Consider the following 23,385-nt stretch of genomic DNA (forward strand, 5'->3'; position numbering starts at 1 on the left):
GCACGCCGATAAGGCGCTCAGGACTCTGTCGACTGCTCGTGCACGTGCGGCCCTCGACAGGCCGCACGTGCCTCAACGCGTCAGGCGCCGGTGGCCTTAGCGATGATCTCCTTCGCCACGTTCGCGGGAACCTCGGCGTAGGAGTCGAACTGCATGCTGTAGCTCGCCCGGCCCGCAGTCTTGGACCGGAGGTCGCCGACGTAGCCGAACATCTCCGAAAGCGGGACCAGAGCCTTGACGACGCGGGCGCCGTGGCGCTCCTCCATCGACTGGATCATGCCACGCCGGGAGTTGAGGTCGCCGATGACGTCACCCATGTTGTCCTCAGGGGTGGTGACCTCGACGGCCATCATCGGCTCCAGGAGAGCGGGGTCGGCCTTGCGGGCCGCTTCCTTCATCGCCATGGAGCCTGCGATCTTGAAGGCCATCTCGGACGAGTCGACCTCGTGGTACTGGCCGTCCAGCAGCGTGAACTTGACACCGACCAGCGGGTAGCCGGCGAGCACGCCGTACTGGAGGGAGTCCTGCGCACCCGCGTCCACCGAGGGGATGAACTCCTTGGGGATACGGCCACCGGTGACGGCGTTGACGAACTCGTAGGTCGGGCCGTCGGCGTCGAGCGGAAGCGGCTCGACCTTGACGATGACCTTCGCGTACTGACCGGAGCCACCGGTCTGCTTCTTGTGGACGTAGTCGATCTTGTCCACCGTGCCGCGGATGGTCTCGCGGTACGCCACCTGCGGCTTGCCGATGTTCGCCTCGACGCTGAACTCGCGACGCATGCGGTCGACGAGGATGTCGAGGTGGAGCTCGCCCATGCCGGCGATGATGGTCTGCCCGGTCTCCTCGTCGTTGAAGACGCGGAAGGTCGGGTCCTCCTCGGCCAGACGCTGGATCGCGGTGCCCAGCTTCTCCTGGTCCGACTTGGTCTTCGGCTCGATGGCGACCTGGATGACCGGCTCCGGGAAGGTCATCGACTCGAGGATGACCGGCTTCGCCGGGTCGCAGAGCGTGTCACCGGTGGTGGTCTGCTTCAGACCCTGGACGGCGATGATGTCGCCGGCCTGCGCGGTGTTGCGCTCCTCACGCTTGTTCGCGTGCATCTGGTAGATCTTGCCGATGCGCTCCTTGCGGTCCTTGGTGGAGTTGATCACCTGGGTACCGGTCTCGAGCGTTCCGGAGTAGACCCGGACGTACGTCAGCTTGCCGAGGTGCTTGTCGGTCTGGATCTTGAAGGCCAGCGCCGAGAAGGGCTCGTCGTTCGACGGCTTCCGCAGCAACGGGGTCTCACCGTCGGTCGCGGTGCCCTCGATGGCCGGAATGTCCAGCGGCGACGGCAGGAACTCGACGACGGCGTCCAGCATCGGCTGAACACCCTTGTTCTTGAAGGCCGAGCCGCACAGAACGGGGTTGGCCTTGCTGGCGATCGTGGCGCGCCGGATGGCCGCCTTGATCTCCGCGACGGTGACCTCTTCGCCTTCGAGGTACTTCTCCATCACCGCGTCGTCGACGTCGGCGAGCGTCTCGATGAGCTTCTCGCGCCACTCGGCGGCCTGGTCGGCGAGGTCCGCCGGGACCTCCTCGATCGCGTAGTCCTCACCCTTCTGGGTCTCACCACGCCAGGTGAGGGCACGCATCTCGATCAGGTCCACGACACCGATGTGGTCGCCCTCGAGCCCGATCGGGATCTGGAGCACCAGCGGAGTGGCGTTGAGCCGGTCGATCATCATCTGCACACAGCGGAAGAAGTCCGCGCCGGTCCGGTCAAGCTTGTTGACGAAGCACATCCGGGGGACGTCGTACTTGTCCGCCTGTCGCCAGACATTCTCGGTCTGCGGCTCCACGCCGGCAACGCCGTCGTAGACCGCCACCGCGCCGTCGAGCACCCGCAGCGACCGCTCGACCTCGACCGTGAAGTCGACGTGGCCGGGCGTGTCGATGATCTGGATCGTGTGACCCTTCCACTCGCACTTGGTGGCGGCGGAAGTGATGGTGATACCGCGCTCCTGCTCCTGCTCCATCCAGTCCATGACGGCGGCGCCCTCGTGGACCTCACCGATCTTGTACGTGATGCCGGTGTAGAACAGGATTCGCTCGGTCGTCGTGGTCTTACCAGCGTCGATGTGCGCCATGATGCCGATGTTGCGTACCTTGGCGAGCGCGTCTGCGGCGGCCACTTCCATCCCTACTTTTCTTCGTCGTCGTCTCTAGGACCGGTACGACTGCCGTGGCCCGGCCGGAAGCCGGGCCCGCAGCAGGGTCTTACCAGCGGTAGTGCGCGAAGGCCTTGTTGGACTCCGCCATCTTGTGAGTGTCCTCGCGACGCTTGACCGCGGCACCCAGGCCATTGCTGGCGTCGAGCAGCTCGTTCTGCAGGCGCTCGATCATGGTCTTCTCACGGCGGGCCTTGGAGTACTGGACCAGCCAGCGCAGACCCAGAGTGGTCTGACGCGGGGTGCGGACCTCGACCGGAACCTGGTAGGTCGCGCCACCGACACGGCGGCTGCGGACCTCGAGGGTCGGCTTCACGTTGTCCATGGCGCGCTTGAGGATGACCACCGGGTCGGTGCCACCGCTCTTCTCACGGCAGCCCTCGAGAGCTCCGTACACGATGCGCTCGGCGAGCTGACGCTTTCCGCCGATGAGGATCTTGTTGACCAGCTGCGTCACCAGCGGGGAGTTGTACACCGGGTCAGCGACCACAGGGTGGCGCGGAGCGGGTCCCTTACGCGGCATGTCAGCTCTTCTCCTTCTTCGCGCCGTAACGGCTGCGGGCCTGCTTGCGGTTCCGGACACCCTGGGTGTCCAGCGAACCACGGACGATCTTGTAGCGAACGCCCGGAAGGTCCTTCACACGACCGCCGCGCACGAGCACGATCGAGTGCTCCTGCAGGTTGTGGCCGACGCCCGGGATGTACGCCGTGACCTCGATCTGGCTGCTGAGCTTCACACGAGCGACCTTGCGCAGCGCAGAGTTCGGCTTCTTGGGGGTAGTGGTGTACACGCGCGTGCACACGCCGCGCCGCTGAGGACTTCCCTTCAGCGCCGGCGTCTTCGTCTTGCTCGTCTTCGCCTGGCGGCCCTTGCGGACCAGCTGCTGGATCGTGGGCACCGGGTTTCTCCGCTCCCTTCGGCCGCTTCCTGTTTGCGGCCGCACCGTGTATTTCTGCCTCTGTGTGCCGGCTCTCCCCGGTGGGGAGTGTCCCGCACCCGCGGTCGGGCGTGTCGTCCGGCTCACGGTCCCATCACGCGTGAAGGTTCACGCGCTCCGGATGTTGTCTGTGTGAACAGAGCCCTTCGCTGAGCCCTGCCCGTCGTGGTGCTGTAACCCGTCGCACGTTCCGAAACGGGTGCACGCACGAGTTGCCCGGGCGAGCCCGGGCACGAGGGGAAAGACTACCCACCCTGCGCACCCAGGTCAAAATAAGGCCATGCTTCATTAATGGCCTGGGCTCCCACGATGGACATCTCCGTATACCAGTGTACCGGGTCGCCCAGCACGCCATCGTCGCGGTGCCGGATCCGGCCGCCGCCACGGCGCTGAGGGCCGCTGTCCGCTCACGACAACTGCAACGTCAGCCCCAGAGCCAGCGCCAGCAACGCCAGCAGAGCACCGATCGCCCCGCACACGATTCCGCCCGTGGCCAGGCCACGGCCGGTGAAACGCACCCGTCCCGGCTCACCGGTGCCGGCGATCTGCCGCCTCGCGATCACCGCGGCTCCCACCGCCCCACCACACGCCAGAACGCTGAGCAGCGTGAACGCTCCGGCGACCCAGCCACCCCAGCCCGCCTCGGCGCCGGTGACCCCGAAACACAGCGCCGCGAACGACACCAGGATCGCGGCGACGCCGGCGGCCAGCGAGCCGATGGCCGGCCCGGAGGTGATCGGCGCCACTTGAAGATGGACGAGACCGAATTCGGTCCCGGTCACCTGCTCCAGCCGCTCCGGCTGCCAGCCCGCTGAGACCGGCGGCGGAGGCGGCGCGAACCCATAGGGCGATCCGTACGGCGACGGCGCCCCATAACCCGGCGGAGGGCCGTAGGAAGGCCCGTACGACGGCTGATAGGGCTGACCCGGCTGCTGCGGCGGATAGGCGGCGGTCCCGGGGGGCTGCGTCATATCGCCAAGCATGTCACCCGTACGAGCGGGTGTGCAGCCCGGCCGAGCGCCGCCGGGCCCGGAGGATCAGTCGGTGCCGGGCGCGAAATCCTGGCCGCCCGGCGCCGCGGCCAGGTGCAGCAGGCCCGCGATCAGCGCCACCACCAGGGCGGTGGCGGCCAGCACGAGACCGGTCCAGGCGAGCTGCCGGCCTCGCCGGATCCAGGCCGAGCCGGTCAGATAACCCCCCGCGGCGTACGCCTGACGCGCCGACTGACGGGCCAGGAGCAACGCCAGCGTGGCCGGGATCACCCCACCCACCAGCGGACCGGTGAGCAGCCCCACCAGGCCCAGCGCGAAGACCGCACGGGCCTTCGTCATCGGCACCGGCTCCGGGTCCATCGGATGGCGGGTGGGCACTACGGGAAGCGTCACGCCACCATCCTAGAAACGCCCATGGGGCGGCCGCGCATCACGCGACCGCCCCATGTGGAGAAACCCTTAGCGGTACGACCCGAAGTCGAAGTCGTCCAGCGGCACAGCCTGCCCGCTGGCCGGCCCGAAGCCGTAGTCGGTCTCCGGGTACCCGGTCATCGAGTACACCTTGGCCTTGGCCTCCTCGGTCGGCTCGACCCGGATGTTGCGGTACTTGGAGATACCGGTACCGGCCGGGATGAGCTTACCGATGATGACGTTCTCCTTGAGGCCCACCAGCGAGTCGCTGCGCGAGTTGATCGCAGCGTCGGTGAGCACCCGGGTGGTCTCCTGGAAGGAGGCCGCCGAGAGCCAGGAGTCGGTCGCCAGCGAAGCCTTGGTGATACCCATCAGCACCGGACGGCCGGCGGCGGGCTCGCCACCCTCGCCCACGAGCCGGCGGTTCTCCGACTCGAAGAGCGCCCGGTCGACCAGCACACCCGGCAGGAACTCGGTCGCGCCGGAGTCGATGACCGTCACCCGCTTGAGCATCTGGCGGATGATGATCTCGATGTGCTTGTCGTGGATGAGCACACCCTGCGAGCGGTAGACCTCCTGGACCTCACTGGTCAGGTGGACCTGGACCGCGCGCGGGCCCATGATGCGCAGCAGCTCGTGCGGGTCGATGGTGCCCTCGGTGAGCTTCTCGCCGACGTCGACGTGCTCGCCGTCGTGGGCGCGGAGCTTGACCCGCTTCGAGATCTTGTCGTAGACGATCTCGTCGCTGCCGTCGTCCGGCACCACGATGATCTTCCGCGAGCGCTCGCCGTCCTCGATGCGGACGCGTCCCGGGGTGTCGGCGATGGGCGCCTTGCCCTTGGGCACACGAGCCTCGAAGATCTCCTGCACACGCGGCAGACCCTGGGTGATGTCCTCACCCGCGACACCACCGGTGTGGAAGGTACGCATCGTCAGCTGCGTGCCGGGCTCACCGATGGACTGGGCCGCGATGATGCCGACGGCCTCGCCGATGTCGACCGCCTTGCCGGTCGGCAGCGAACGGCCGTAGCAGGCCGCGCACACGCCGAGCTTCGACTCACAGGTGAGGACGCTGCGCACCCGGACCGTCTCGACGCCGGCCGCGACCAGCTTGTCGACCAGGATCGAGTTGAGGTCGTCACCACGCGACACCACGCGGTTGCCGTTGGCGTCGTCGATGTCGTCGGCCAGCGTACGGGCGTGCACACCGGTCTCGGCGTGCACGTGCACGACCAGGGTGCCGTCCGCTTCGCGCTCGCCCACCTGCATCGGGATCGCGCGCTCGGTGCCGCAGTCCTCCTCGCGGATGATCACGTCCTGCGAGACGTCCACCAGACGACGGGTCAGGTAACCCGAGTCGGCGGTACGCAGGGCGGTGTCCGCCAGACCCTTACGGGCGCCGTGCGTGGAGATGAAGTACTCCAGAACGGTCAGACCCTCACGGTACGACGAGGTGATCGGGCGCGGGATGATCTCGCCCTTGGGGTTGGCCACCAGACCACGGATCGCGGCGATCTGCCGGAGCTGGAGGAGGTTACCGCGAGCGCCGGAGTTGATCATGACCCAGAGCGGGTTCTCCTGCGGCAGCGCGGTCTCCATCTCCTTGGAGATCTCGTTGGTCGCCTTGGTCCAGATCTCGATGAGCTCGCCGCGGCGCTCCTCACCGGTCATCAGACCACGCTGGTACTGCTTGTCGATGCGGTCCGCCTCGACCTGGTACCGAGCGAGGATCTCCGGCTTGCGCGGGGGACCGATGACGTCGCCCATGCCGATCGTCACGCCGGACCAGGTGGCCCAGTGGAAGCCGGCCTCCTTGAGCGCGTCCAGGGTCGCGGCCAGGGCGACCTTGGGGAAGCGCTCGGCGAGGTCGTTGACGATCGCCGACAGCTGACCCTTGCGGATCTCGTAGTTCACGTACCGGTAGCCCGGGGGCAGCGTCTCGTTGAAGATGACGCGGCCCAGCGTGGTCTCGACCAGCACCGGGTCACCCTCGACCCACTCCTCCGGCGCGACCCAGGCCGCGCCCTTGGCGCCGTTGTCCACCCCGATGACGTTCCGGAGCCGGATCTTCACGGGCGCCTGCAGGTGCAGCTCACCGTTGTCGTACGCCATCCGGGCCTCGGCGTCCGAGCTGAACACCCGGCCCTCGCCCTTCGCGCCCGCCGTCAGGTGGGTCAGGTGGTACAGGCCGATGACCATGTCCTGGGTGGGCATGGTGACCGGCTTGCCGTCGGCCGGCTTGAGGATGTTGTTCGACGACAGCATCAGGATCCGCGCCTCGGCCTGCGCCTCGGCCGACAGCGGCACGTGGACCGCCATCTGGTCACCGTCGAAGTCCGCGTTGAACGCGGTGCAGACGAGCGGGTGGATCTGGATCGCCTTGCCCTCGACCAGCTGCGGCTCGAAGGCCTGGATGCCCAGGCGGTGCAGGGTCGGAGCACGGTTCAGCAGAACCGGGTGCTCGGAGATGACCTCTTCGAGGACGTCCCACACGACCGGGCGCTGCCGCTCGACCATCCGCTTGGCGGACTTGATGTTCTGCGCGTGGTTGAGGTCCACCAGGCGCTTCATCACGAACGGCTTGAACAGCTCCAGCGCCATCTGCTTCGGCAGGCCGCACTGGTGCAGCTTGAGCCGGGGGCCGACGACGATGACGGAACGACCGGAGTAGTCGACCCGCTTGCCGAGCAGGTTCTGACGGAACCGGCCCTGCTTGCCCTTGAGCATGTCGGAGAGCGACTTCAGCGGGCGGTTACCCGGACCGGTGACCGGCCGGCCACGACGGCCGTTGTCGAACAGCGCGTCGACGGCCTCCTGGAGCATCCGCTTCTCGTTGTTCACGATGATCTCGGGCGCGCCCAGGTCGATCAGTCGCTTGAGGCGGTTGTTCCGGTTGATGACCCGGCGGTACAGGTCGTTCAGGTCGGAGGTCGCGAAGCGGCCACCGTCGAGCTGCACCATCGGGCGCAGGTCCGGCGGGATGACCGGGACGCAGTCCAGGACCATGCCGAGCGGCGAGTTGCGCGTGTTCAGGAACGCCGCCACGACCTTGAGCCGCTTGAGCGCCCGGATCTTCCGCTGGCCCTTGCCGGTGCGGATGATCTCCCGGAGGTTCTCCGCCTCGGCGTCCAGGTCCATGTTCTCGAGCAGGGCCTTGATGGCCTCGGCGCCCATGCCACCGGTGAAGTACTCACCGAAGCGGTCACGCAGCTCGCGGTAGAGCAGCTCGTCGGTGACCAGCTGCTTGGAGTCGAGCTTGCGGAAGGTGTCGAGCACCTCGTCGAGGCGGTCGATCTCGCGCTGCGCCTTGTCCCGGATCTGGCGCATCTCGCGCTCGCCGGCTTCCTTGACCTTGCGGCGCACATCGGCCTTGGCACCCTCGGCCTCGAGCTCGGCGAGGTCCTGCTCCAGCTTGGCGGCACGCTTCTCGATCTCGGAGTCGCGGCCGTTCTCGGACTGGCGCTTCTCGGCGAAGATCTCGTTCTCGATGGTGGACATGTCGCGGTGACGCGCCTCGGCGTCCACGCTCGTGACCACGTACGAGGCGAAGTAGATGATCTTCTCGAGGTCCTTGGGAGCCAGGTCGAGCAGGTAGCCGAGCCGGCTGGGGACACCCTTGAAGTACCAGATGTGGGTGACGGAGGCGGCCAGCTCGATGTGGCCCATCCGCTCACGGCGGACCTTGGACCGGGTCACCTCGACGCCGCAGCGCTCACAGATGATGCCCTTGAACCGGACACGCTTGTACTTACCGCAGTAGCACTCCCAGTCCCGCTGCGGACCGAAGATCTTCTCGCAGAAGAGTCCGTCCTTCTCCGGCTTGAGGGTGCGGTAGTTGATCGTCTCGGGCTTCTTGACCTCGCCGTGCGACCACTGCCGGATGTCGTCAGCAGTCGCCAGGCCGATACGCAACTCGTCGAAGAAGTTGACGTCGAGCACTTGGACTATCCCTCGTGTTTCGTTGCTCGGGTGAATTCAAGGCCGGCGGGTGGCGGCCCCGGTTCTCCTGACGGAGACCCGGGGCCGCTTCCGTCAGATCTCTTCGACGCTGCTGACGCCCTCGTTCGGGCGACGGGACAGGTCGATACCGAGTTCCTCCGCGGCCCGGAAGACCTCGTCGTCGGTCTCGCGCATCTCCAGGGCCACACCGTCGCTGGAGAGCACCTCAACGTTCAGGCACAGCGACTGAAGCTCCTTGAGAAGCACCTTGAACGACTCCGGGATTCCCGGCTCCGGGATGTTCTCGCCCTTGACGATGGCCTCGTAGACCTTCACTCGGCCCAGGACGTCGTCGGACTTGATGGTGAGCAGTTCCTGCAGGGCGTACGCCGCCCCGTAGGCCTGCATGGCCCAGCACTCCATCTCGCCGAACCGCTGGCCACCGAACTGCGCCTTACCACCCAGCGGCTGCTGCGTGATCATCGAGTACGGGCCGGTCGACCGAGCGTGGATCTTGTCGTCGACCAGGTGGTTCAGCTTGAGGATGTAGACGTACCCGACCGAGATCGGGTCCGGCAGCGGCTCGCCGGAGCGGCCGTCGAACAGCTGCGCCTTGCCGTCGCCGTTGACCAGCCGCTTGCCGTCGCGGTTGACCAGCGTCGACTCGAGCAGACCCTTGATCTCCTCCTCCTGGGCGCCGTCGAAGACCGGGGTCGCGACGTTGCTGTCGGCGGGAGACTCGTGGGCCTCGATCGAGCGAAGCTGACGCTTCCACTCCTCGTCCTCGCCCTCCACCGACCAACCGGTCTTGGCGATCCACCCGAGGTGGGTCTCCAGGACCTGGCCGATGTTCATACGCGAGGGCACGCCCAGCGGGTTGAGCACGATGTCGACCGGGGTGCCGTCCTCCAGGAACGGCATGTCCTCGACCGGCAGGATCTTGGAGATGACGCCCTTGTTGCCGTGCCGGCCGGCGAGCTTGTCACCGTCCTGGATCTTCCGCTTCTGCGCGACGTAGACCCGGACCAGCTCGTTGACACCCGGGGGCAGCTCGTCGCCGTCCTCGCGGGAGAACGTCCGGACGCCGATGACCGTGCCGGTCTCGCCGTGCGGAACCTTCAGCGAGGTGTCCCGGACCTCCCGGGCCTTCTCACCGAAGATGGCGCGGAGCAGGCGCTCCTCGGGGGTCAGCTCGGTCTCGCCCTTGGGCGTGACCTTGCCGACCAGGATGTCGCCCGGAACGACCTCGGCGCCGATCCGGATGATGCCGCGCTCGTCCAGGTCAGCGAGCATCTCCTCGCTGACGTTGGGGATGTCGCGGGTGATCTCCTCCGGGCCCAGCTTGGTGTCGCGGGCGTCGACCTCGTGCTCCTCGATGTGGATCGAGGTGAGGACGTCCTGCTGCACGAGGCGCTGCGACAGGATGATCGCGTCCTCGTAGTTGTGGCCTTCCCAGCACATGAAGGCGACGAGCAGGTTGCGCCCGAGCGCCATCTCGCCCTCGTCGGTGCAGGGGCCGTCGGCGATGACCTGGCCGGCCTCGACCCGGTCCCCCTCGAAGACGACCGGCTTCTGGTTGACGCAGGAGCCGGCGTTCGAGCGACGGAACTTGTGCAGCAGGTAGGTACGCCGGTGGCCGTCGTCCTGGTGCACCGTCACGTAGTCGGCGCACAGGTCCTCGACCACACCGGCGACCTCGGCGACGACCACGTCACCGGCGTCGACCGCGGCGCGGTACTCCATACCCGTGCCGACCAGCGGCGACTCGGCCTTGACCAGCGGCACGGCCTGACGCTGCATGTTCGCGCCCATGAGGGCACGGTTGGCGTCGTCGTGCTCGAGGAAGGGGATCATCGCGGTCGCGACGGAGGTCATCTGCCGCGGCGAGACGTCCATGTAGTCGACCTCCGTGCCGGGCACGTAGTCGACCTCACCGCCCTTACGGCGGACCAGGACGCGGTCCTCGGCGAAGGTGCCGTCGCTCGACAGCACGGCGTTCGCCTGGGCCTTGATGAACCGGTCTTCCTCGTCAGCGGTGAGGTAGTGCACCTCGTCGCTGACCACACCGTTGTCGACCTTCCGGTACGGCGTCTCGATGAAGCCGAACGGGTTGACCCGCGCGAACGTCGAGAGCGCGCCGATCAGACCGATGTTCGGCCCCTCAGGGGTCTCGATCGGGCACATCCGGCCGTAGTGGGACGGGTGCACGTCACGGACCTCGAAGCCGGCCCGCTCACGGCTCAGACCGCCCGGGCCGAGCGCGCTCAGCCGGCGCCGGTGGGTCAGGCCCGCCAGCGGGTTGGTCTGGTCCATGAACTGCGACAGCTGCGAGGTGCCGAAGAACTCCTTGATCGCGGCCACGACGGGCCGGATGTTGATCAGGGTCTGCGGCGTGATCGCCTCGACGTCCTGGGTCGTCATCCGCTCACGGACGACGCGCTCCATCCGGGAGAGGCCCACGCGGACCTGGTTCTGGATGAGCTCGCCGACGGTGCGGAGACGCCGGTTGCCGAAGTGGTCGATGTCGTCGGCCTCGTAACCGTCCTCACCGGCGTGCAGCCGGCACAGGTACTCGACGGTGCGGACGATGTCTTCCTCGGTCAGCGTGCCCCGGACGATCGGGACGTCGATCTCGAGCTTCTTGTTGAACTTGTACCGGCCGACCTTGGCGACGTCGTACCTCTTCGGGTTGAAGAAGAGGTTGTCGAGCAGGGTCTGCGCGTTCTCCCGGGTGGGGGGCTCTCCCGGGCGCAGCTTGCGGTAGATGTCGAGCAGAGCCTCGTCCTGCCCGGCGATGTGGTCCTTCTCCAGCGTCGTCATGAGCAGCTCGGACCAGCCGAAGCGCTCACGGATCTGGTCGGCGGACCAGCCGATCGCCTTGAGGAGGACCGTGACGGCCTGCCGGCGCTTACGGTCGATACGGACACCGACCGTGTCGCGCTTGTCGATGTCGAACTCCAGCCAGGCACCCCGGCTCGGGATGACCTTGACGCTGGTGAGGTCGCGGTCGGAGGTCTTGTCCGGCTCCTTGGTGAAGTACACGCCCGGCGAACGGACGAGCTGACTCACCACGACCCGCTCGGTGCCGTTGATGACGAACGTCCCCTTGGGGGTCATCATCGGGAAGTCGCCCATGAACACGGTCTGGCTCTTGATCTCACCAGTCGTGTTGTTGGTGAACTCCGCGGTCACGAACAGCGGGGCACAGTAGGTCAGGTCCTTCTCCTTGCACTCCTCGATCGAGGCCTTGACCTCGTCGAAACGCGGAGACGAGAAGGACAGCGACATGGTGCCGGAGAAGTCCTCAATGGGACTGATCTCTTCGAGGATCTCTGCGAGGCCCGAGTGGGCGTGCGGGTCGTCCGTCGTCCGGGCCTGCCAAGCCTCATTGCCGACCAGCCAGTCGAAGGACTCGGTCTGGAGTGCGAGGAGGTTGGGGACCTCTAGCTGCTCGGTGATCCGGCCGAAAGAGACCCGGCGGGGTGCGTAAGCGCTCGACGTACGGCTGGTCTTCGCAGGGCGGGAAGCTGCCAAGATGCGTCCTTCCGAGGACCGGTGCTGCTATGCGGCTGAGTTGCTGATGCAACTGGTCTGCGTGCACTCCAATGAGCCCCCGGGAAGTTATCCACATGGATATCCCGAGAGGCATCAAGACAGAAGGCAGCGCAAACTAGCAGTGTAGCCGCTTGGCTAACCGCTGTCCAGCCCACACCCGAGGTGGCCTGCGGAACAAGCCGCCGTCGCGGCTGACCTGCGCAGGTGCGGTCAACGCCGGGACGGGGCCGCTCGGAAACGCGGCAACAAACCCTCTGGTGCCAGTCCGACAGGTATCGGCAGTAGATCCGTTACCCAGCGGGCGGCTGTCGCAAGCGCGGAAACTTGCTGATGCCAGCGTGCCTGTCCGCCGACACACAGTCAAGGGCTGTGCCGCGGGTCGGACGGCCGCGGTCATCCGCCTGGCGCACCAAAGGGACCCTAACGCATGGATAGCGAGCTTTGGCAGTCTTTGCCGCCTTCTGCGCAGGCGGCTCGCCGACACATCGCTGAGCTGCGCGGACGCCGGGGAAACGGCGATGGCGGAGACCCGGAACGGATCCCCGCCATCGACGGATGACACTGTGGAGCGCTAGATCACTTGAGGGTGACCTTGGCGCCCTCGCCCTCGAGCTTGGCCTTGGCGGCCTCGGCCTTCTCCTTGTTGACACCCTCGAGGATCGCCTTGGGGGCGGACTCGACGGCGTCCTTGGCCTCCTTGAGGCCCAGGCCGGTCAGCTCACGCACGACCTTGATGACCTGGATCTTCTTGCCACCGTCGCCCTCGAGGACAACGTCGAACGAGTCCTTCTCGGGCTCGGCCTCGGCCGGGGCGGCACCCGGGGCGGCAGCAACGGCGACCGGCGCGGCAGCCTTGACGTCGAAGACGTTCTCGAACTCCTTCACGAACTCGGAGAGCTCGATGAGGGTCATCTCCTTGAAGGCCTCGAGCAGGTCTTCGGTGCTGATCTTCGCCATGATGGCAACCTTTCCTAAGAACTTTGACGTTTAACGGTTCACGCGAGGCCTCAGGCCTCGGCGGAACCGGCCTGCTCGCGCTGCGCCCGCAGAGCCTCGACCGTGCGCACCGTCTTGGTGAGGGGCGCCTGGAACGTGGCAGCGGCCTTGCTGAGGTTCGCCTTCATGGCGCCGGCCAGCTTGGCCAGCAGCACCTCACGGGACTCGAGGTCAGCAAGCTTGTTGACCTCGTCCGCCGTGATGGCCTTGCCCTCGAAGACACCGCCCTTGATGACGAGAACGGGGTGGGCCTTGGCGAAGGCACGAAGGCCCTTGGCCGCCTCGACCACGTCACCGTTAACGAAGGCGAGCGCGGTAGGACCGGTGAACAGCGCGTCGAGACCCTCGATACCCGCGTCGGCCGCGGCACGCTTCGCGAGCGTGTTCTTGGCGACGGCGTACTTGTTCTCGCCGCCCAGCGACCGCCGGAGCTCGGTGAGCTCCTTAACGGTGAGGCCGCGGTATTCGGTCAACACGGTGGCCGCCGACGCACGGAAGTGGTCCGTGAGTTCGGCAACGGCCGAAGCCTTGTCGGCCCGGACCGGCTTGTCCGCCATGTCCCTCCTCTCTCAGTGCTTCAGCCACTGGTCGAGAGGGTCCGTACAAAGCAAAACGCCCCGGGCGCAGGGCACGGGGCGGACTCGAACACACGCTCACACGCGGTCGACGATCACGAACCGTTCGCCCTACGCGGGTCGCCCGCCTTCAACGGGACCTTCGGCCGCGACGTCCGTCGAGATGACGGTCGCTGCGGCGACCAGCGGTCTATGGGTGGAACTTCGAGATGCCAGCGTACGCGCGCCGCCCCGCAACACCAAATCGGCCCCCTCCTGCCCGGTTCCGCCGGGGCGCGTCAGGACCGCGCACGGCGTAGTCGGGCATACCCGGCCAGCGCCACGGCACACCACAGGACCGTCCAGACGACCAGTTCCAGCAGGGTCGTCGCGGCCGGGGCCCGATCGCCGCTCAGCGCCCGGGCGGTGGCCATCACCGGCGGCACCAGCCACGGCGCAACCGAGCCGCTCAGGCCGAGCACGATGGCCAGGATCGAGCCGCTCACCAGGACCGCGACGCCGGGCAGGATGCGCCGGGTGACGGCACGGCCGGACAGGGCGCCCAGCGTCACGGCGGCGGCGATCGCCAGCAGGTGCGCCAGGACGCCGAGCAGGACGCCGGTCTGCGTCGACGGCTCCGGGCTGCCGGGGCGAGGCGGCTCGATGGCGTTGAACAGCCACGGGGTGATCATCGCCAGCACGCAGACGACTGAGGCGAGAATCACGGCGGCGAGCAGGCCGGCGGCGCCCTCCCGGAACGGTCCTACCGCGAGGCGGGCCAGGCGGCGCTGAGCGTCCGGTTCGGTGTCGAGCAGCAGCTTGGTGAGCCAGGCCAGAATCGGGAACAGGCAGACCGCCGAGTAGCCGTAGGCGTTCGCCGCGAGCGACGAACCACCACCGTAGATCACGGACAGGGTCGCCAGCACGGTGATCAGCGGCGCCAGGGCGCGGCCACCGCGAAGAAAACCGGCGAGGCGCATGCGGGCCAGCGCGATCATCGCCCCTCCCTCTCGGCGCCTTCGATTCCGGGTACGCCCGAAGCGTCCGGCTCCGACGAGGACACCGTTTCGCGTACCCCGGCGGGGTCTCGCTCCCGGACGCCGAGGACACGGTGACCGGAGGCACGGAGCCGGTCCACCGCCGACGCGGCCTCGTGCCGCCGCACCGCCACCTCGATCACCACCTCGTCGGCCGTTTCCGGCGCCGGCTCGACGGTGTGCCGCAGCCCATGGCCGCTGACGGTCCAGTGGACCGCGCCCGGCAGGTTGGCGATCTCGCCACGATGGTCGCTGACCAGGACCGCCCCGCCGGCCGCGGTGACCTCGGCCACGATCTGTGGGATCAGCTCACGGGACGGGGCGTCGAGGCCCTCCCACGGTTCGTCCAGGACGAGCAGGCCGGGCGGGGTCAGCAGAGCCTGGACGAGGCCGACCTTCTGGGCGGTGCCCTTGGAGAGGTCCGGCAGCGGCGTCCCGGTGTGCGCGGTCAGGCCGAGACGCTCGATCCACCGGTCGGCGCTGCCGGTGGGCAGTCCACGGACCCGGGCCATCGACCGCAGGTAGTCGCTGGTGGTGAACGGTTGGGCGGCCGGGAACCGCTCGGGCACCCAGCCGATCACTCGAGGCCGGCCGCGGACCGTGCCCCGGGACGGGCGCAGCACCCCCGCGGCGAGTTGCAGCAGCGTCGACTTGCCGGCGCCGTTGCGGCCCAGCACCACTATCGTCTGTCCCGGTTCGACGGCGGCGTCGATGTCTTCGAGCGTCCAGGGGGCGCGTCGGGCGTACCGGAACCAGACTTTGTCGAAACGCACGGGCGGAAGCCTGCCACAGAGACCGGATCCGACGCAGGCCCGGGAAACGCGAAATCCCCCGGGATGTCCCGGGGGATTTCGGAGGATGCGACCGTCAGGCGTTGGCGTCCGAGCCGCGCAGGTTCTTCTGCACGTTCGGGTCGACCTGGATGCCGGGGCCCATCGTGGTGGTGATGGTGACCTTCTTCAGGTACTTGCCCTTGGCGGCCGACGGCTTCGAGCGGAGGACCTCGTCGAGGACCGCGCCGTAGTTGTCGATCAGCTGCTCCGGCGTGAAGGACGCCTTGCCGATGATCAGGTGCAGGTTAGAGTGCTTGTCCACCCGGAAGGTGATCTTGCCGCCCTTGATCTCGTTGACGGCCTTGGTCACGTCCATGGTGACGGTGCCGGTCTTCGGGTTCGGCATGAGGCCACGCGGGCCGAGGATCCGGGCGATCCGGCCGATCTTGGCCATCTGGTCCGGCGTCGCGATCGCGGCGTCGAAGTCCAGCCAGCCACCCTGGATCCGGGCGACGAGCTCGTCGGTGCCGACCTCGTCGGCGCCGGCCGCGACGGCCTCCTCGGCCTTCGCGCCCTGGGCGAACACGATGACGCGGGCGGTCTTGCCGGTGCCGTGCGGCAGGTTGACGGTGCCGCGGACCATCTGGTCGGCCTTACGCGGGTCGACGCCGAGACGCATCGCGACCTCGACGGTGGCGTCGAACTTGGCCGAGCCGGTCTCCTTGGCGAGAGCGACCGCGTCCTTCGGCTCGTAGAGCTTGTTGGCGTCGATCTTCTCGACGGCGGCGCGGTACGCCTTGCTGCGCTGTGCCATTTCTCAATGCTCCTGTGGTTGATGGCGGGGCCGCTGGTGCGCCTTCCGCGGCGCGCGGCCCCTCCCACTGACATCGCCGGGGCTCCGGCGATCAGATCTTGGTGACCTGACCTCGAGGCCCGAGAGTCAGATCTTGGTGACCTGGTTGAAGTTCAGCTCGACCGGGGTCTCCCGGCCGAAGATCGACACCAGGACCTTGAGCTTCTGCTGGTCGGCGTTGATCTCGCTGATCGACGCCGGCAGCGAGGCGAACGCGCCGTCGGTGACGGTGACCGAGTCGCCCACCTCGAAGTCGAGGACCTTGACCTCGGGCTTCGCCTTCTTCTCCTCGGCCTGGACGGCCGGGGCCAGCCACTTCAGCACCTCGTCGAGCGAGAGCGGAGCCGGCCGGTCGACCCGGTCGGTGGCACCCACGAAGCCGGTCACCCCGGGCGTGTTGCGCACGCAGGAATACGACTCGGGGGTCAGATCCATCCGGACCAGGATGTAGCCGGGGAAGACCTTGGCCTGCACCTGGTTGCGCTTGCCGTTCTTGACCTCGACCTCTTCGCGGGTCGGCACCTCGACCTGGAAGATGAAGTCCTCCATGTCGAGGCTCGTGATCCGGGTCTCGAGGTTGGTCTTGACCTTGTTCTCGTAGCCCGCGTAGGAGTGCACCACGTACCAGTCGCCGGGGGCGTAGCGCAGCTTCTGCCGCAGCTCCTTGACGGGGTCGTAGTCCTCGTCGGCCTCGGGCGCCTGGGCCTCGACCGGCTCGGCCACCTCTACCGACTCCTCGGTCTCCAGCGACGACTGCTCGTCAGCAAACTGCGCGGTCTCGTCGTCGTACTCAGGCACGCTCGCTCACTTCCAGAAAAAGTCTTCGGTTCGCAGATCGCCGGACTCAGCCGAGCGCCCAGAGGATCACCTTGCCGAACCCGTAGTCCAGGCCGGCCACGATGGTAGTCATGATCACCACGAAGACGATCACCACGCCGGTGTAGGTGAGGAGTTCCTTGCGGGTCGGCCAGATGACCTTGCGAAGCTCGCTGACGACCTCACGGAAGAAGCCGCCCACCCGGCCGAACAGACCCGAACGCCGGCCCGACTTCTTGGCCTTGGTGCTCTCCGAGTCGCTCCGCTCGGCCACCGCGGTGCCACCACCGGCGGTCACCAGTGCGTCATCGGCGTTGTCGTCCGGAACATCGCCACCGGCGGCGGCGGCGAGCAGCTCGTCGTCGCCCGGGACGTCGTCACCGGGCCGGTCCTTCTCGGCCACTTCGCCCTACTTCCGTCGTCGGTGGTACTGATTTCCCGTCAGCGCTCGACCGGACGCGGAATTTGTGCGAACCGCGCACCGGGCGGGCACGTCGAGGAGGATTGCGCAGGGGTGACAGGACTTGAACCTGCAGCCTGCGGTTTTGGAGACCGCTGCTCTGCCAATTGAGCTACACCCCTTTGCGAGACTGCTGTCTTGCGACTCACAGCCCCACGGCGCACCACTGTACCGGTACGCCCGGCGTTATCCCAACCCGGGCTCTACCGCTTCCTGATGAGCGCCTGTGCCATGGACAGTACCTTGTCTCCGTTGCAGGTGGCGGTCAGGCTCAGCCGAGTGTGCCCCTCATCGGTGACCTCCTTCACGGTGGCGGACACCACGACCTCGGTCCCCTCGTCGGTGTCGGGCACCGGGACGGGGCGGCTGAACCGCACGCCGAACTCGACGACCGCGTCCGGGGCGCCGGCCCACACCGTGACGGCGCGGCCCACCAGCGCCATCGTGAACATGCCGTGCGCGATGACGCCGGGCAGACCGACGCCGGTCGCGATCCGGTCGCTCCAGTGGATCGGGTTGAAATCCCCCGAGGCGCCCGCGTAGCGGACCAGATCGGCCCGGGTGACCCGGAAGGTCTGCGGTGCCAGCTCCGCGGCCATCAGCCCTCTCCTCGCACGACGAGTTTCGACCAGACGGTCACGACGGGCTCGCCCGCCTCGGTGGTCACGTCGGTGCGGGTGGTGAGGAACTCGTGCCCGCCCCGGCTGATGATCTCCTCCACCGTGTTGACGCAGACCAGCGCGTCACCGGCGACGACCGGACGGCTGTAGGCGAACCGCTGGTCGCCGTGGACGACCCGGCTGTAGTCAATGCCGAGCGCGGGGTCGGCGACGACCTCACGGCTGGCCGACATGGTGATCGCGACCGGGAAGGTGGGCGGGGCCACCACGTCGGCGTATCCGAGAGCGCGGGCCGCTTCGGGGTCGTGGTACGCCGCGTCGGTGGCGCCGATCGCCCGGGCGAACTCACGGATCTTCTCGCGACCGACCAGGTAGGGCCCGGTGGGCGGCCAGCTGCGGCCGACGAACGATTGGTCCAGAGGCATGTTCACAAACTACCGTCCGGAGCACCCCGAGAAATAGCACTACGAGTGCAAAAATATCGAGGATGCTGCACGAACAGCACTGCGCCGCCCGGAGTGACTCCGGGCGGCGCAGTGAAAGATCAGTTGCTGAGCGAGATCAGCGGGTCTCGCGGTGCAGGGTGTGCTTCCCGTCGCGCGGGCAGAACTTCTTCAGCTCGACGCGGTCGGGGTCGTTACGCCGGTTCTTCTTGGTGATGTAGTTCCGGTCCTTGCACTCCGTGCACGCCAGGGTGATCTTCGGACGGACGTCGGTCGCCTTGGCCACGGCGGGGTGCCTTCCTGCTAACGAGAATTCTTACTGGACGACGAACCAGCGTAGACGCTCGGTCAGCCGCTTTGCAAAGTGGGGCCCGGTTGGGCTCCACACAGAAGAGTAGCGATGGCCGGACTTGAACCGGCGACACAACGATTATGAGTCGTTTGCTCTACCGACTGAGCTACACCGCCGAGCCAGGCTCATCAGTTCAGCGCCTGACGAGGCGGAACGAACCCGGTAGAGCCCCCTTACGGAATCGAACCGTAGACCTTCTCCTTACCATGGAGACGCTCTGCCGACTGAGCTAAGGGGGCTTGCTGCTCGCGATCACTCGCTCGCTGCAGGAGTAAGACTACACGCCCGCCGGGCAGGGGTGAAATCAGTACCCCCCTTCACGAGTATTGCCAGGTCAGATGACGGCTCGGAGCCGGCGGACCTCACCGGTGGGGGTGGACTCAGGCTCCGTCTGAGCGCTCAGCCAGGCCTCCAGACGCTCGTACGGCAAGGGGCGGCTGAACAGATAACCCTGGCCGATCTCGCAGCCCATCTCCTCGAGCAACTCCAGGGTGAGCTCGCTCTCCACACCCTCGGCCACCACGGTGAGACCGAACTCGCGGGACAGGCCGATCACCGCCCGGACGATCGCGAGATCACCCGAATCGGTCGCCATGCCCTGCACGAAACTGTCGTCGATCTTCACTTCGTGGACCGGCCACTGGCGTAGATAGGCCAGCGACGACGCTCCCGTGCCGAAATCGTCGACACTCAGGCGGACGCCCAGATCGCGCAACCGGTAGAGCGACGGCAGCACCCGTTCGATGTCGCCCAGCATGCCCGGCTCGGAGACCTCGAAGGTGACCCGGCCCGGATCCACCCCGTGCTCCTCCAGCAGTTCCCGGACCAGCTCCGGGAAGTGCGAGTCGAGAAGGGTACGGGCGGAGAGGTTGACCGCGATGGCCAGCGGCCGCTCGGCGTCGGTCCACGCACGGCAGCGTCGCAGCCCGGCCACGAGAACGACCTCGGTGAGACGGGCCAACTGGCCGGTGTGCTCGGCGACCGCCACGAAATCCTCCGGGGCGACCTCGCCGTGCGCCGGATGCACCCAGCGGGCCAAGCACTCGACGCCGAGCACGTGCCGGTCGGCGAGCGTCACCTTCGGCTGGAAATAGACCTCCAGCTGATCGTTGTCGAGCGCGCGGCGCAGGTCGGCGGCGATGCCCAGGCGGCGGACCGCGCGAGACTCCAGAGCGGGGTGGAACGGCTGCACACCGTAGGGCAGGACCTTGGCCGCGTTGGCCGCCAGCTCGGCTCTCTGGAGCAGGCTCTCCGGGTCGCTGCCGTGGTCGGGGTAGATCGAGACGCCGACCGCCGTGTTCACGTCCAGAGTGAGCGACCCCACCGCCATCGGGCCGCGCAGCCGCTCCCGCATCCGGGTGGCGATCTCGATCGTGGCGTCGATGCTCGCGGCCCGCAGGGTGACCACGAACTCGTCCCCGCCGATCCGGCCGACCAGGGCTCCCGGGTCGGCGATGCCCCGGATCCGGTCGGCGGCCTCGACGAGCAGCTTGTCGCCGGCCGCGTGGCCCATCGACTCGTTGACGTTGCGCTGGCCGTCGACGTCGAACAGCATGATCGCGACGACCTCGTCCTCGGCGCGGACCTTGACCGACTCGGCGAGCGCGTCGATCACGCGGCGACGGTTGGGCAGGCCGGTCAGGCGATCGTGGTACGCGTCATAGCGCAGCCGGTCGACCAACCGCGAATTCTCCACAGCGACCGCGGCATGCGCGGCGATCGTCTCGAGCACCTGCACGTCGGCTTCCCGAAAGGTCCGGTCGTCGCCGAGCCTGTTCACCACCTCGAGGGTGCCGATCGCGGTCTGGCCGGAACGCAGCGGGATGACGATGACGTCCTTGACCTTCCGCGCACGCAGTGTGGGCCGCAGGTCCTCGGTTTCGGGGAAGCGGCGGCCGACGGCGGTCGCCGCCTGGCGCTCCACCGCACGGTCGCGCACCTCGTCGGGAGTGGGCGAGATGTCCAGCAGGCCCCGGTGCTCGACCCGGGAGGTGAGCAGCACCTCGGGGTGCCGGCCCTGTGCGGCCAGCCACAACGTCGCGTACTCCGACTGCATGAGCGCGCGGACCCGGCCGAGCAGCACGTCCGGAAGGCCGCTGCGGCCGCTCTGGTCACGCACCGCCTGGGTGAGCTCGTAGACGTCGGCGAGGGTCTTGTGGCGGCGGAAGAACTCCGCATACGACCTCAGGATCAGCACCAGGGCGCCGACCAGCACGCCCAGCAGCAGCGCCGACCAGCCGGTGGCCTCCAGCGCGACCAGGAAGATCAGGCCGACCACCACGTTGATGCCGGTGACGGTGACCGCGGACAGGCCGGCGCGAAGCACGTCACGGCCCGCGCGCACACTCTGCACCAGGCTGAACACACTGGCGAGGCTGAGCAGCTCGATGAGGTAGGTCAGCCCGACGGCGGCGGCCAGGGCCGCCCAGGTCCTCGGATCCGCGCCGTCCCCCATCGAGACAGCGGCGAGCAACAGCAGGGCCGCGGAGTTGCCGGCGGCCGACTTGGCGACGTTGAACGACAATTTGGTGATCGGAAAGCGCGCGCGCAGATGGTGGATCAGGCTGGCGCCACTCACCACCAGGATCACCATGACCGGTGGGAGATAGAACAGCGCGAGAACGAGCGGGACGTCGGTGACCGTGACCGAGAAGGTGCTCCGCCAGATGACGATGTTGACGACGACGCGGTAGGCGAACAGGAACGCCACGAAGAAGGCGAGACCTAACGGCCAGTCCTCATACCATTGGGGCTCGGCGATCCAGAAGGCGGCGGTGCAGACGACGGCGAACATCACCAGCGGGTACGTGATCAACCACGCCCGCTGCGCGCCTGCTCTCCGAACCGGGGACCGCTCGACCACCGAGAACCCCCTCTAGCTGACCGACCGCCCCGGTTCGTCAACGTGGATGAAGCCTCAGGTCCAGTCGAGGCTGGTGTTCTGCACGGCGGCGGCACTGGTGTCCTCGGCCGTCGAGTCACCGACGGCCATGCCACCGAAGACAACCGCGAGCACGAAAACCAAACCGGCGAGGCTGCCGCCCAGCTTCCTTACAGACATAGCTCGCTCCTCGAATCAGGGATTCATCAGTGGGGTCACATGATGGTGCCACACCAGTTGTGCGACGGGCAGCGTTCATCGGCGGGTCGTGGCGACGCTCCGGCAAATCCTGGCCGAACGGCTGAACATACCCTCCCGCCCACTGCTGAAGAATTGACGGCTTTATAGCCCATTTAGGCGGAGAAGTGAGACAAACTCGCACCTCGTCGTCAAGGCCACTTGACGTCAAGACAGCCTGACGAAAGACTGCGCTCATGGCCTCCCCCGACGAACTGGAACGGCGGCACACACTCACCACGGCGACCGATCGCTACGACGCTCTCCGGATGCGTGACGCCCTCGCCGCCATGGACCCGGCGAACGAGACCGCCCTCTCCCCCGACGAGACCCTCGAGATGCTCGCCCTCAGCGAGGTGATCATCCGGAAGGCGGGGTACGGACGACAGGCCATGGTCCGCTCCGCCCGGGCCGCCGGCGCCTCCTGGACCCGCATCGGCACCGCACTCGGCACCAGCAAACAGGCCGCCTGGGAATCGCACCAGCGGTGGGCCGACGGACCGGACTGAATCAGTCCCCGACGGCGGCCGGACGATCCGTGTGGGCGTACTGCGACCAGGAACCCGGAAACAGGCGGCCCGCGCCCAGACCGGCGTACTCCAGGGCGATCAGGTTGTGGCAGGCCGTCACACCCGAACCGCAGTAGGAGATGACGTCGCCCGACCCGTCCACCCCGACCGCGGCGAACCGTTCCCGCAACTCCGCGACCGGCAGGAAACGGCCGTCGGCGCCGACATTGTCGCGGCACGGAAGACTGCGGGCCCCCGGAATATGACCGGGACGCGGATCCACCGGCTCGGCATCACCACGGAACCGGGAACGATCCCGCGCGTCCAGCACCACCCCGGGCGCCGCCACCGTCTCCTCCAGCGAGGCCAGCCGCTCCGACGGCCACGGCCGGGCGGTGAACGTCGCGGCAGGGCGCGGGGAGACCTCCGTGCTCAGATCCCCCCGGTACGCGGTGAGGCCGCCGTCCAACAGCGCGGCGTCATGGCCGATCGCCCGGAGCAGCCACACCAGCCTGGCGGCGACCACTCCGCCGGCATCGTCGTACGCGATAACTTGATCTTGATCGCCGATCCCGGCCGCAGCCATCGCAGCGGCGAAAACCTCCGGATCCGGCAGCGGATGCCGGCCCTCGGCCGGCGACGCGGGCCGGGCCAGCGCCGTGTCCAGATCGATGAACACCGCGCCGGGCAGATGACCGCGCTCATAGGCCTCCCGGCCCGAACGGCCGTCCAGATACCACCGCACATCGGCCAGGACCACGCGGTGATCCCGCAGCCAGGACTCGTCCACCACCGGGTCGATCACG

The 23,385-nt window shown here is 67.7% G+C and carries 21 protein-coding genes and 3 tRNA genes; 1 reads left to right on the forward strand and 23 read right to left on the reverse strand.

The window, feature by feature from the left end; translation table 11 throughout:
- Positions 1–80: 80 nt before the first annotated feature.
- The 22 genes from fusA to AB0I88_RS06405 all read right to left on the reverse strand — a co-directional run bounded on the left by fusA (position 81) and on the right by AB0I88_RS06405 (position 22,013).
- Entirely contained in the window at positions 81–2,177 is a 2,097-nt protein-coding gene (gene fusA / locus AB0I88_RS06300; RefSeq protein WP_361019102.1) for an elongation factor G, read from the reverse strand.
- 85 nt (positions 2,178–2,262) lie between these two features.
- Positions 2,263–2,736 (reverse strand): 30S ribosomal protein S7, encoded by a 474-nt coding sequence (gene rpsG / locus AB0I88_RS06305; RefSeq protein ID WP_208469103.1) that lies wholly within the window; start codon positions 2,734–2,736, stop codon positions 2,263–2,265.
- A gap of 1 nt (position 2,737) precedes the next feature.
- The gene (gene rpsL, locus AB0I88_RS06310; protein ID WP_014440718.1) at positions 2,738–3,112 is read right to left on the reverse strand and encodes a 30S ribosomal protein S12; all 375 of its coding nucleotides are present in this window, start codon (positions 3,110–3,112) and stop codon (positions 2,738–2,740) included.
- Between the two features lie 446 nt (positions 3,113–3,558).
- Positions 3,559–4,122 (reverse strand): hypothetical protein, encoded by a 564-nt coding sequence (locus tag AB0I88_RS06315; protein ID WP_361019105.1) that lies wholly within the window; start codon positions 4,120–4,122, stop codon positions 3,559–3,561.
- Positions 4,123–4,188: 66 nt separating this feature from the next.
- Positions 4,189–4,503, reverse strand: coding sequence for a hypothetical protein (locus tag AB0I88_RS06320; protein ID WP_361019438.1), 315 nt, complete (start codon positions 4,501–4,503; stop codon positions 4,189–4,191).
- Between the two features lie 99 nt (positions 4,504–4,602).
- Positions 4,603–8,493: a DNA-directed RNA polymerase subunit beta' gene (locus tag AB0I88_RS06325; RefSeq protein WP_361019108.1), complete on the reverse strand. Its 3,891-nt coding sequence runs from the start codon at positions 8,491–8,493 to the stop codon at positions 4,603–4,605.
- 93 nt (positions 8,494–8,586) lie between these two features.
- Positions 8,587–12,027 carry a DNA-directed RNA polymerase subunit beta gene (locus AB0I88_RS06330; protein WP_361019111.1) on the reverse strand — a complete coding sequence of 1,147 codons (3,441 nt, stop codon included), beginning with the start codon at positions 12,025–12,027 and terminating at the stop codon, positions 8,587–8,589.
- A 597-nt stretch (positions 12,028–12,624) separates the two neighbouring features.
- Entirely contained in the window at positions 12,625–13,005 is a 381-nt protein-coding gene (rplL, locus tag AB0I88_RS06335) for a 50S ribosomal protein L7/L12 (protein ID WP_361019114.1), read from the reverse strand.
- Positions 13,006–13,055: 50 nt separating this feature from the next.
- Positions 13,056–13,601: a 50S ribosomal protein L10 gene (rplJ, locus tag AB0I88_RS06340; protein WP_361019117.1), complete on the reverse strand. Its 546-nt coding sequence runs from the start codon at positions 13,599–13,601 to the stop codon at positions 13,056–13,058.
- Between the two features lie 296 nt (positions 13,602–13,897).
- Positions 13,898–14,596 (reverse strand): hypothetical protein, encoded by a 699-nt coding sequence (locus AB0I88_RS06345; RefSeq protein WP_361019120.1) that lies wholly within the window; start codon positions 14,594–14,596, stop codon positions 13,898–13,900.
- Positions 14,593–15,408: an ATP-binding cassette domain-containing protein gene (locus AB0I88_RS06350; protein ID WP_361019123.1), complete on the reverse strand. Its 816-nt coding sequence runs from the start codon at positions 15,406–15,408 to the stop codon at positions 14,593–14,595. Before AB0I88_RS06350 ends, AB0I88_RS06345 begins: the two co-directional genes overlap by 4 nt.
- A 94-nt stretch (positions 15,409–15,502) precedes the next feature.
- Positions 15,503–16,222, reverse strand: coding sequence for a 50S ribosomal protein L1 (gene rplA / locus AB0I88_RS06355; protein WP_361019126.1), 720 nt, complete (start codon positions 16,220–16,222; stop codon positions 15,503–15,505).
- A 126-nt stretch (positions 16,223–16,348) separates the two neighbouring features.
- On the reverse strand, positions 16,349–17,059 hold the full coding sequence (gene nusG, locus AB0I88_RS06360; protein ID WP_361019129.1) for a transcription termination/antitermination protein NusG: 711 nt from the start codon (positions 17,057–17,059) through the stop codon (positions 16,349–16,351).
- 46 nt (positions 17,060–17,105) lie between these two features.
- The gene (gene secE / locus AB0I88_RS06365; protein ID WP_361019441.1) at positions 17,106–17,432 is read right to left on the reverse strand and encodes a preprotein translocase subunit SecE; all 327 of its coding nucleotides are present in this window, start codon (positions 17,430–17,432) and stop codon (positions 17,106–17,108) included.
- Positions 17,433–17,586: 154 nt separating this feature from the next.
- Positions 17,587–17,659, reverse strand: a tRNA-Trp gene (locus AB0I88_RS06370).
- 81 nt (positions 17,660–17,740) lie between these two features.
- On the reverse strand, positions 17,741–18,136 hold the full coding sequence (locus AB0I88_RS06375; protein ID WP_361019132.1) for a MaoC family dehydratase: 396 nt from the start codon (positions 18,134–18,136) through the stop codon (positions 17,741–17,743).
- Complete coding sequence (locus AB0I88_RS06380; RefSeq protein WP_361019135.1) at positions 18,136–18,582, reverse strand: MaoC family dehydratase N-terminal domain-containing protein; 447 nt, start codon at positions 18,580–18,582, stop codon at positions 18,136–18,138. The genes AB0I88_RS06375 and AB0I88_RS06380 overlap by 1 nt, the downstream gene beginning before the upstream one ends.
- A gap of 136 nt (positions 18,583–18,718) precedes the next feature.
- Positions 18,719–18,886, reverse strand: coding sequence for a 50S ribosomal protein L33 (gene rpmG, locus AB0I88_RS06385; protein WP_014687739.1), 168 nt, complete (start codon positions 18,884–18,886; stop codon positions 18,719–18,721).
- A gap of 109 nt (positions 18,887–18,995) precedes the next feature.
- Positions 18,996–19,068, reverse strand: a tRNA-Met gene (locus tag AB0I88_RS06390).
- 50 nt (positions 19,069–19,118) lie between these two features.
- Positions 19,119–19,191, reverse strand: a tRNA-Thr gene (locus AB0I88_RS06395).
- A 95-nt stretch (positions 19,192–19,286) separates the two neighbouring features.
- Complete coding sequence (locus AB0I88_RS06400; RefSeq protein ID WP_361019444.1) at positions 19,287–21,746, reverse strand: bifunctional diguanylate cyclase/phosphodiesterase; 2,460 nt, start codon at positions 21,744–21,746, stop codon at positions 19,287–19,289.
- Positions 21,747–21,869: 123 nt separating this feature from the next.
- A complete protein-coding gene (locus tag AB0I88_RS06405; RefSeq protein ID WP_361019137.1) occupies positions 21,870–22,013 on the reverse strand; it encodes a hypothetical protein in 144 nt (47 codons plus the stop codon).
- Positions 22,014–22,267: 254 nt separating this feature from the next.
- Between AB0I88_RS06405 and AB0I88_RS06410 the strand changes: the two genes are divergently transcribed.
- Entirely contained in the window at positions 22,268–22,579 is a 312-nt protein-coding gene (locus AB0I88_RS06410; protein ID WP_361019140.1) for a hypothetical protein, read from the forward strand.
- A 1-nt stretch (position 22,580) separates the two neighbouring features.
- Here AB0I88_RS06410 and AB0I88_RS06415 read toward each other — a convergent pair whose 3' ends face one another.
- Positions 22,581–23,384, reverse strand: coding sequence for a sulfurtransferase (locus tag AB0I88_RS06415; RefSeq protein WP_361019143.1), 804 nt, complete (start codon positions 23,382–23,384; stop codon positions 22,581–22,583).
- Between the last annotated feature and the right edge of the window lies 1 nt (position 23,385).

This window comes from Actinoplanes sp. NPDC049802 (genome assembly GCF_040656595.1).
GTDB lineage: Bacteria > Actinomycetota > Actinomycetes > Mycobacteriales > Micromonosporaceae > Actinoplanes.